The organism is Okeania sp. SIO2F4 (assembly GCF_010672385.1).
GTDB lineage: Bacteria > Cyanobacteriota > Cyanobacteriia > Cyanobacteriales > Microcoleaceae > Trichodesmium.
On record NZ_JAAHGT010000329.1, the window covers coordinates 1 to 9,497 of the forward strand.

Below are 9,497 nucleotides of genomic sequence, written 5' to 3' on the forward strand. Positions count from 1 at the left end.
TCACTATATTGATTTGATCTTTAATTATCACGCCTATGTCTATTGGGGGCGGGTTTATCTCATCTGGTGGTGAAGCTCATTAATTTAACCCGGAACCCGCCCCTACTATTGCAACAAAGCCGTATTATACCATAAAATCTTACTTTTGACTTTTGACTTTTGACTTTTAATATCATGTCCGGATGATTAGGTATATTAAAACTTTCTCCTCCTCTCCTTCATACCTGATTTTTCTCTGTTCTTCTATCTTAAATTCTGATATAGAATCCGGTTATATAATATATGTTGATAATTCTATAAATTACTTCAAGATTGAATAGAACCACCTCCCTATCTCCCCACCTCCCCATCTCCGAATTTCCGAATCTCCCCCAAGCATATAATAAGTATTCAACCGGATTTGATATGACTCCTGACTCCTGACTCCTACCCTTAGCAAACCCTAAAATAAATTTTCCCAAAACTCTGGATTTTCTATTAATTGCTTCGCTTCTACCCCTGGAACGGGGTGAGAAAAAAAGTACCCTTGAGCATTGTCACAGCCGAATTCTTGTACTTGTCTGAATTGTTCTAAGGTTTCGACCCCCTCAGCAGTTACATTAAGTTCGAGCTGGCGTGCTAAACTGATAATTCCTCTAGTGATACCCACTAGGGACGAACTTGAATCGAAAGACTGCACAAAAGACTGGTCAATTTTAATCTTATCTATGGGAAGACGATGTAGGTAGGACAGCGATGAATACCCAGTGCCAAAATCATCAAGAGCAATACTTATCCCTAGTCTCTTGATAGTTAAAAGTAGGGTCTCAACATCACTGCTATGGCCGATAAAGGAATTTTCTGTCAATTCAAGGCAAATTTGCTCGGGGTTGACACCTGATTCACTAATGGCTAAATTTACGTTATTGATGAAGTTCGGGTGCAGGAGAAAATCAGGGGAAATATTGATATTCATCTTAAATGCTTTGTTGAAATCAAATTCCTGATTCCATTGACTCATCTGATGGCAAGCTTCCTTAAAAATCCAATTTTCTAATGCTGGCATGAGATGGGAAGTTGCAACAACGGGTAAAAATTCTATGGGAGCAAGTAATCCTCGCTGAGGATGCTGCCAACGTATCAAGGCTTCAAACCCCTTCAACGACTGACTCGAAAAATCTATCAACGGTTGATAATACAGGACAAACTCTTCCTGCTCTAACGCTTGGTATAAGCTTGCCTTCAGTTCTGCTTGGCTTTCCCGTTTAGACCGCATGGAAGGATGAAAGAGTGCTATATTTCCCGGTCCTTGGTGTTTAGCCTCGTACATCGCTATGTCGGCATTTTCTAAGATAACTGTGTCACTCTGCCACTGATAGTCTGGAGCATAAAAGGCAATACCAATACTGACGGTGATAGATAATTGGGAAGTGCCAATAGTTAAGGGTGCAGCGATCGCTGATTGAATGCGAGATGCCACCTCCATTACTACTTCGGAACCAGCAGTTTTTGCTAGCAAAATGGCAAACTCATCTCCCCCTAAGCGAGATATAATATCCCCTGGGCGAACAGTATTATTGAGGCGTTCGGCGACTTCCACCAGCAGTTGGTCGCCTGCAGCATGGCCTAGGGTATCGTTTACTTCTTTAAAGCCATCTATATCTAGGTATAGCAGAGCAAATTGATAAGAAGTATCCCGACTGATACGAGCGATCGACAATTTGAGAGTTTCCAAGAAAAAGGCTCTATTAGCTAACTCGGTTAATGTATCAAAAAATGCTTGACGTTGCAGATCGTTTTGAATCTTCTTCAGGTCATTAACGATCACCAGGGTGAGTACGACGCCATTGCTTGTGCCATCTTCCCGCAAATAGGGCAAAATTCTTAGCAGTAAGCGATCTTCTGTGTTGACATTGGTAGCTTCTAGTTCTTGAGAATTTTGAGTTTCGGCGACTTGCTGAACTAGAGATATTAAATTATTGATATCCAGGTAATTCACCAGTTCGGTCAGGGGTCTGCCAATATCCCCCATGCGAAAGTTAAATACTTTGGCAGCAGCAGGGGTATATTTACGGATATTAAAATCCGCGTCTAGAAACACAACACCAATATCGGTACTCTGCAGTAGATTATCAATATCGGCGCTAAGTTCGGTCAGCTCTTCAATGCGTTCCTGATTTTCAGCATTAACGGTGTAGAGTTCTTCATTAACTGATTGCAGTTCTTCGTTGGTGCTTTGTAGTTCTTCATTGGAAGCTACCAGTTCTTCATTAGTCGCCTGTTGTTCTTCGTTAGCAGTTTCTAGCTCTTCAATAGTGGTTTGCAGATTTTCGCGGGTCTGCTGTAGTTCAAATTCCAGCTCTCGAATTTGCAGAGACAGAACTGAGTTAGGATCAAAATCTAAATCTGTCGAGGTTGCAATAGACTCAGTGGGGAGCGCCAGTTCCAACAGCACAATTATCTGAATTTCCGAGCTGGTATCATCCTCCTCCACTTTCCCTACCCAAAGATTAATCCTTTGCTGAGACTCCAACTCCGATACCTGGATGTCGTTGTAGACTATCGACTGCCGATCCCGCTTCACACGATGCAAAGCCGTACTCAAGGGTATCTTCATACTTGGTGGCACAATATCTAATATATTTGTACTCATTTCTCCCAGGGGAAGTTCCAGCAACCTAGCAGTGTTAATCAATATATGCACAATCTGATGATTTTGATTGACTACCACACAAGTGACTGGTTGCTCGCCAAACCGCAGCTTAAAAACAGATTGCACCCAGGTCTCGTAAATAGGTCGCCCTGATTTTACTGGTTTGTACATCGTCACAGGCTGAATAGTGGGAGACTTGATGATCCGAGTGACTGGTAGTTGAACATCCAGGCGTTTACGGAATATTTTCCACTGCTGGTTAATGGAATCAAACGCATGGGGTATGATTCCCAAATTTTCCGCAGGTCCAAGGATTAAAACCCCCCTTCTTGCCAGGGAGAAGTGCAGCAGCATTAGCACCTGTTCCTGTAAAGCAGATTGCATATAAATTAGTAGGTTACGGCAACTAACAAGGTGCATCTGAGAAAAGCCTGGATTTTTCGTCAAATCATGGGAGGCAAAAACCACCTGGGAACGAATAGACTTTTTTATCCGATAAGTTGAGCCTTCCGCAACAAAGTAAGATTGCAGCCGTTCTGCCCCGATATCTTGAACAATATTGTCACTGTAAATCCCCTGAGAAGCAATTGTCAAAGCCTCCTGGTCGATATCAGTAGCAAACAGCTTTACCGGATGTTTTTCCTCCATATTCTGCATCACCTCATCAACAACAATGGCTAGAGAATAGACTTCTTCCCCAGTGGAACATCCGGTCACCCAAAGCCGGAGGGGGTTGCCTGGCTCCAAGGTTTCCAGCAGGGAGGGTAGCACTTCTGTTTGCAGCAAAGACCACATCTCAGGATCGCGGAAGAAACGGGTAGCACCAATCAGCAAATCTTGTCGCAGATTTTTGACTTCTTCTACATTCTCATTCAGGTAAGTGATGTATTCAGAAATTGTATTGACTTTGGAGAGCAGTAACCGATGGATGATACGACGGTTCAGAGTCCCTGGTTTGTACAAGGAAAAGTCAATATTTTCCTGCCTTTGCAAAATATCTAGAATTTCGGTCAGTTGCTCAGGAGGCAGTAGCGTTGTAGAATTTCTAGTCAGAGATTCCTGGGTACGGGTGTAGCCAATTATATCACACACTGCCTGAGCTAATTCTTCTGGAGAGAGGATTTCATCCACCAGCCCTGAACTGAGGGGGCTACTGGGCATGGCCGCGAATTGGGTCGTATCCTGGGACTGTACTAGAGCTACACCCCCCGCCCTGCTAATAGCTTTGAGGCCCTCAGTACCGTCGTGCCCCGTACCAGATAGCAAAATACTGATACAGCGATCGCCTCGTTCCTGAGCTAGACTCAAAAAGAAATAGTCAATAGGAGCATCAATTTGTCCCTCCTGACGCTCTTCTAACCACAATTGTTGTCCCTGTAACCTGACCACAAACCCTGGGGGCAGCACATATACGTTATTCACGGTAATGGCCATGCCGTTTTCGATTGGGTAAACTGGCAGTGTAGTGCGTCGCTGTAGCAGCTCTACTATTAAACTGCGATAGTCTGGCGATAGGTGCTGCACCACGACAAAGGTCGCACCAGGCTCAGGTAGCAAACTGCTAAAGAAGGCTTCGATGGCCTGAAGTCCACCTGCTGATGCGCCAATACCTACCACGAAGCTTGTAGATGGGAAATCTTGGTTGGGTTGGGGTTGAGGAGTCCTATTAGATTCTGTCATATAGTTAATTAATAATTATAATTAATTATTAGCTCTGCTCAAAAGTGCAAAACTTGTAGTTGCAATAAGCGTAGTGGCTTGTATAGACTAAAATTGTGGTTCATTAATGGATAATGGATAATTACCTCTCCCTAAAACGGATTGGATTGACGCGGAGCGTGAAAATTTTTTCTTCTCAAGGGGAGATTGGAGGCTAGCGAGGTCTCCTCCCCATCCCATCCTACTCCATGCTCCGCTTTCCGACCGCTCTCTTGGTCGATTGGAGGCTAGCGAGGTTTCCTCGCCATTCCATCCTTCGGAATGCTACGCTTTCCGACCGCTTGTTTCTCCTTTAAACGAGAAGCTTTAAACCTTAATTATTCGGTAAAAAAACCTACTACTGAAAGCTCTGCTTTTCATGTCGGCGATAGCCGAAACGACCACTTTTTTAGCCTTGAAAGGGGAGGCTATTGACCTTATTTCTTGGTCAAATCAGCATTTACTGTAATTCCCTTTTATGGTATCATTCCAGCTATAATCGCCATCAACTACACTTATCAAATTTATCCCGACCACCCAACAGGTCGAGTTATTGAATGAATGGCTCGAAACTTGTCATAATGTTTATAACTATGCTCTTGGAGAACTCAAGGATTAGATTGCTTCGGTGAAAATGTCCAATATATAGGGGTAGTTTGGAGTGTGAATATATCATAAGTGCTGATTATCCATTCCCTGGATATCAGGAACAGCAAAACAACCTCCCCAAGGCTGGGAAAGAGTTTCCTACTACTAGCTGCGCTTCCTTCTCAGGTATTGCAGACAACTATCGGAAGATTGCATGATGCTTGGGACTTTTTCCAAAAAAGAGGTTATGGATTTCCCCGGTTCAAAAAGTACGGACAAATAAAGTCCATGTTGTTTCCTCAATTCACAGTCAATCCAATTACAGGATGGCAACTCAAACTCCCAAAACTGGGACTTGTCCAAATCAACCTACATCGTCCAATACCTGACGGTTTTGTTGTTAAGCAAGTAAGAACCCTCAAAAAAGCGATGGGGTGGTTTGTTGTAATTACTATTCAATCTGAGGATGTCACTTAGTATGCGATCGCGATTCTTACCGAAAAATTAGGTTTAAAGCCTGGCCGAGGCGCGGGCGACTTTTTAGTTGTTTTTTTTTTATACATATGTTATGTTTTTGTTATTGGTCGCGGACTGCCCGTCCGCGACAAAAAATGGATGTGGAGGCAAGCGTAACCCACCCCCATCCCCTCCCGGGAGGGGAGCAAGAGGAGTGGGTGCAGCAGCCTGTGAAACCTCAACCCACCGAGGAGCTTCGGCTAGGAAGGAATACCCGTTCCTTTAGCCCGGGGAGGATGTTAACTAATATTATTATCTGCAGCTTAATTGCCATAGTAACTTGGTTGTGGAGTAGCCCTGCTTGGGCATTAATTCCAATTAAACTATATGATATAGACTACAAAGATTGTCCCCCCAGTCTATCAACAGGGATTATCAGCAGTGGTTCTAGTATGGGAGCTAACTGTTTTATCATCAGTGGGAAAGCCCAAAATGCTTCTGGTAAAAATGTGTATGACGCTGATGTATATGGACGTATTTATGATGCTAATAACAATAACGTCATGCAAAATCGTACCAGACTTGGTTCAATTCCAGAAGTTCCAGCACTTACTACGACTGATTTTGAAATTAGAGTTTCTATACCAGCAAATCTACCTACTCCCTTAAAACTTAAGCAGTTTAAATCATCTGGCTTTCCTAGTAAAGTTCGGTGGGAGCAAACTATTGAAGAGTTTGAGGGATTTTAATATTTAAAGGCAGATAGAGTTATAGGAATAAATACCTATTTCTCAATCTGCCCCAAAGTTTTTTAATGTAATGGATTTTAATAAACTGCCAGACTACCTAATAATCCAGTTAAAATTTGAGCTACAAACTGGAGAGCAAAGATAGCAATTATGGGAGAAAAGTCAATACCTCCCAGGGGTGGAATAATAGAACGAAATATATTGAGATAAGGATCTGTCAACTGACTCAATACAGAAAATGGTGGGTCATACCAATTAACATTAGGGAACCAACTTAATAAAATCCTAATGAACATCAAAACCAAATAGAAGCTCACAAAAGTTGATAATGTCTGGGCTAATAGTGCTATGGAAGCATTCATAAATATTATTATTCTGAAACTACAAACAACCAATAAGTTATATAATTAGAGTTTAGCATAGCTTTGTCCTATTTAGCGACCCAGAGCTATCTCTAAAATCTACAAAATATACTCATTCTTCACTCACAGAGCGAGCGATCTGTCTTTTCCAAAGATCCATTGACAGCGCTTATTTGGTTGCGAACTTCATCAATTGCTTGATTCAACTGTGCTATTTTACCCTCCAAACTTTGGCGAGTCTCTTCTATAGCTTCTGTTTCTTGGGTAGATTTTTCTTTTTCAGAATCTTGGCTATCCAATAAATTTTCTGCTACATCAGTATCATCAGATATCCTTGCTCCGATTAAAATTCCGAATAATCCACCTACCAGGCCGCCAACTGCTACACCTGCCATCAAACCACTTGCAAAACCATTTTTATTACTCATATTTAGCAAACAGCTAATTATTTAGATTCTATTTACTTGAGGACTTACCCACAAAAACCCAGTTTATAGGAGAAATCTTTAGTTTTAAGAATAGAAATCTACAAGGAAACAAGGTTTAGTGGGTTTGTATGCGTAAGTCTTTATAGTTATTATAGTATTTTTTTTTACTAAAACATAACATATTACTAATAAAATTTCAAAATTATACAGTACGGTTGACGAAGAAGGCTTTAATTATCTAGGAGAGAGGGATGAAGGCTTCAAAGGAGAAAAAAACTTACTTAAACTTAGGTAGATATTTGCCAATAGTTTACACAAACGATACTAACGGACATGATATGAAATCTAGCTTCGAGACAAAAACTTTTCACGTTATTTTTACCAAGTCCTAAGTACCAAAAATTCGATCGCCCGCATCACCAAGGCCTGGTACAATATAACCAACATCATTTACAATCTCATCAATAGTTGCTGTATAAATAGCCAAGCTCGGATAAGCAGTACCTAGTTTTTGTAGAGCAGGTTTAGCAGCTACTACAGAAATGATTCTTACAGCAGTGGGGTCAACTCCACGCTGAGTTAATTCAGCCATTGCCTGCATAATTGTGCCACCAGTAGCTAACATTGGGTCGCAAATCAAAACCCGAGCATTAGGGTCAAATTGGGGGGGCAACTTATTCAAATAACAACTAGCTTCAAGAGTTTCTTCATTCCTGACCATACCCAAATGATAGATAGATGCCAAGGGTAAAACAGTTTGAGCGCCTTCTAATAATCCCAGACCAGCTCGGAGGATAGGTATTACTACTATGGGAGCTTGAGGATTGACAAAAGTGGCAGAACATTCAGCTAAAGGAGTCTGTACTGTTGTTTCTACCACAGGCAACCAATCTCGAATCGCTTCATAAGTTAACCATCTACCTAATTCTGTAATTGCAGAGCGAAACAGTGCTGAGGGTGTATTAACATCACGAGCTACACCCAACCAATGTTTTACCAATGGATGGGGTGGGACATAAACACGCAGTTGTAGAGCCATAATTTCTAAATCCCCCCATAGTACCTAATATTAATAGGACTTACGCAAATAAACTCGGTTGCTAGGAAAAATAATTGGTTTGAAGAATAGACATCTCCAAAAAAAACCTGGTTTCTGGGTTCTGGTGCGTAAGTCTTGATTAATTTCAAATTACCACAGATATGTACTAATCAATAAATATTTTCCGAAAAAACATCAGAATTATTATGGATAGGGTAAGTATTTCCTGCGGAATGCGGAGCTAACAGTAGTTAGCTTTTAGCTTGCCTCCTGGGTAGGAACTGGGTTATTCGCAGTTATTATAATTAGGCTCGTATTCTCTTGAAATCAGAAATTATTATTGATATATTTCAGATAATTTTTAGCATAAATAAGTAGCTCTTCAGTTAATATAAGTATTCTCAAAAAAACCTTGCTTAATTCATCAAAAAACTAAGATATGATTCCGAGATAGCTGAATAGTTATACTATTTCTCAAAAAGAATGCTATATCTAATTGGGTGGGGAAGTGTGGGGAGTGTGGGGGGTGAGGGGAGAAGTAAAAGTAGGAAAAATCAATACTGACCGATTAATAATTGTCAAAAAAAAGACTTTAAACCTTGGCAAATATTTAATTTTTGAAGTCTAGCTGAAGCGTAGCATTACTTTTAGTAATTGGTATTACTAGGTATAGCAATATTATTTGAGTTGTGAGATATTGGCTACTTTTAGGGAACACTTAACTGGGAACACTTAACTGGGAAAACTTAACTGGGAACAGAGAAGAAGAAAAAAATTTATCTTATGAATATGACATATGATAACTGTTATATTCTCTACTTTTAAGGAAGACCTCAATTCTCACATCTGATTCCTGATTGCTACAGGAATAGATCGAGTTAAATATTACAAGTATTTAAAATAATTGCCAATGGGGTATATTAAAGGCAATTTTTATCAAGATTTAGGGTATATTAGAGACTGTTTGTAAAAGGAATATTAAATCCAGGTATAGGGTTGGTTTTGTTAAGATAAAGCTCCACTATTTATGTTTCATAGTGTTAGAGATGGTTGGGATTAAAAGAATATCGAGTAAGAGATAAATTGAGCATGTAACGCCATTTTATATTGGTATTTTTTGCTGATAGTTTTATTATTTTTAATCAATTAACTGGTGGCTGAAAAATACAATGGGGGAATAAACATTTGAAGACATTTACTGATGCAATGGTGCGCTTTTCGTACAGCTATTTATTTCCGTTTTTTTTATTGGTTGACTAACAATATTGACGTATTTGCCTCTCATCAAGAGAGTTTGGTATATATTTGGGCTTAAAAATTGTGTAAGTCTCACTAAACTCTTAACTGTCCGCCGTAACCCACCGAACATACTGAATATTAAGCCAATACGCTACCTTAATCTTTGCTTGTGAATTCACTTAACTGGTGGCTGAAAAATACAATGGGGGAATAAACATTTGAAGACATTTACTGATGCAATGGTGCGCTTTTCGTACAGCTATTTATTTCCGTTTTTTTTATTGGTTGACTAACAATATTGACGTA

General features: G+C 40.3%; 7 protein-coding genes and 3 pseudogenes. 4 read left to right on the forward strand and 6 right to left on the reverse strand.

The annotated features are described in order from the left end of the window. Window positions 1-442: 442 nt before the first annotated feature. The 3 genes and pseudogenes from F6K22_RS43090 to F6K22_RS43100 all read right to left on the reverse strand — a co-directional run. Complete coding sequence (locus F6K22_RS43090) at window positions 443-1,309, reverse strand: putative bifunctional diguanylate cyclase/phosphodiesterase (protein WP_375340177.1); 867 nt, start codon at window positions 1,307-1,309, stop codon at window positions 443-445. After that, window positions 1,286-1,807 (reverse strand): annotated as a pseudogene (locus tag F6K22_RS43095) (diguanylate cyclase domain-containing protein); the annotation flags it as partial. The gene F6K22_RS43090 and the pseudogene F6K22_RS43095, both read right to left, overlap by 24 nt. A 9-nt stretch (window positions 1,808-1,816) precedes the next feature. After that, window positions 1,817-4,312 (reverse strand): annotated as a pseudogene (locus F6K22_RS43100) (CheR family methyltransferase); the annotation flags it as partial. 571 nt (window positions 4,313-4,883) lie between these two features. Here F6K22_RS43100 and F6K22_RS42260 point away from each other — a divergent pair. From F6K22_RS42260 to F6K22_RS20275, 3 genes are all read left to right on the forward strand, one after another. Further along, a complete protein-coding gene (locus F6K22_RS42260; protein ID WP_363273997.1) occupies window positions 4,884-4,949 on the forward strand; it encodes a hypothetical protein in 66 nt (21 codons plus the stop codon). Between the two features lie 257 nt (window positions 4,950-5,206). Next, complete coding sequence (locus F6K22_RS42265) at window positions 5,207-5,395, forward strand: hypothetical protein (RefSeq protein WP_363273994.1); 189 nt, start codon at window positions 5,207-5,209, stop codon at window positions 5,393-5,395. Between the two features lie 275 nt (window positions 5,396-5,670). Next, on the forward strand, window positions 5,671-6,123 hold the full coding sequence (locus F6K22_RS20275) for a hypothetical protein (protein ID WP_293101805.1): 453 nt from the start codon (window positions 5,671-5,673) through the stop codon (window positions 6,121-6,123). A gap of 77 nt (window positions 6,124-6,200) precedes the next feature. On the opposite strand, the gene F6K22_RS20280 is transcribed toward F6K22_RS20275, so the two are convergent. From F6K22_RS20280 to upp, 3 genes are all read right to left on the reverse strand, one after another. Then, the gene (locus F6K22_RS20280; RefSeq protein WP_293101808.1) at window positions 6,201-6,485 is read right to left on the reverse strand and encodes a YggT family protein; all 285 of its coding nucleotides are present in this window, start codon (window positions 6,483-6,485) and stop codon (window positions 6,201-6,203) included. A 119-nt stretch (window positions 6,486-6,604) separates the two neighbouring features. Next, complete coding sequence (locus tag F6K22_RS20285; RefSeq protein ID WP_293101811.1) at window positions 6,605-6,913, reverse strand: ssl2009 family thylakoid membrane protein; 309 nt, start codon at window positions 6,911-6,913, stop codon at window positions 6,605-6,607. 388 nt (window positions 6,914-7,301) lie between these two features. Next, on the reverse strand, window positions 7,302-7,952 hold the full coding sequence (upp, locus tag F6K22_RS20290; RefSeq protein WP_293101814.1) for a uracil phosphoribosyltransferase: 651 nt from the start codon (window positions 7,950-7,952) through the stop codon (window positions 7,302-7,304). 1,047 nt (window positions 7,953-8,999) lie between these two features. Between upp and F6K22_RS20295 the strand changes: the two are divergent. Continuing rightward, window positions 9,000-9,267: pseudogene (locus F6K22_RS20295) on the forward strand (IS701 family transposase); the annotation flags it as partial. Between the last annotated feature and the right edge of the window lie 230 nt (window positions 9,268-9,497).

Bases quoted from the DNA above. Each gene is read 5' to 3' on its own strand.
- F6K22_RS43090 (WP_375340177.1), bottom strand. From the start codon at position 1,309: ATGTACGAGGCTAAACACCAAGGACCGGGAAATATAGCACTCTTTCAT.
- F6K22_RS20280 (WP_293101808.1), bottom strand. From the start codon at position 6,485: ATGAATGCTTCCATAGCACTATTAGCCCAGACATTATCAACTTTTGTG.
- F6K22_RS20275 (WP_293101805.1), top strand. From the start codon at position 5,671: ATGTTAACTAATATTATTATCTGCAGCTTAATTGCCATAGTAACTTGG.
- F6K22_RS42265 (WP_363273994.1), top strand. From the start codon at position 5,207: ATGTTGTTTCCTCAATTCACAGTCAATCCAATTACAGGATGGCAACTC.
- F6K22_RS20285 (WP_293101811.1), bottom strand. From the start codon at position 6,913: ATGAGTAATAAAAATGGTTTTGCAAGTGGTTTGATGGCAGGTGTAGCA.
- upp (WP_293101814.1), bottom strand. From the start codon at position 7,952: ATGGCTCTACAACTGCGTGTTTATGTCCCACCCCATCCATTGGTAAAA.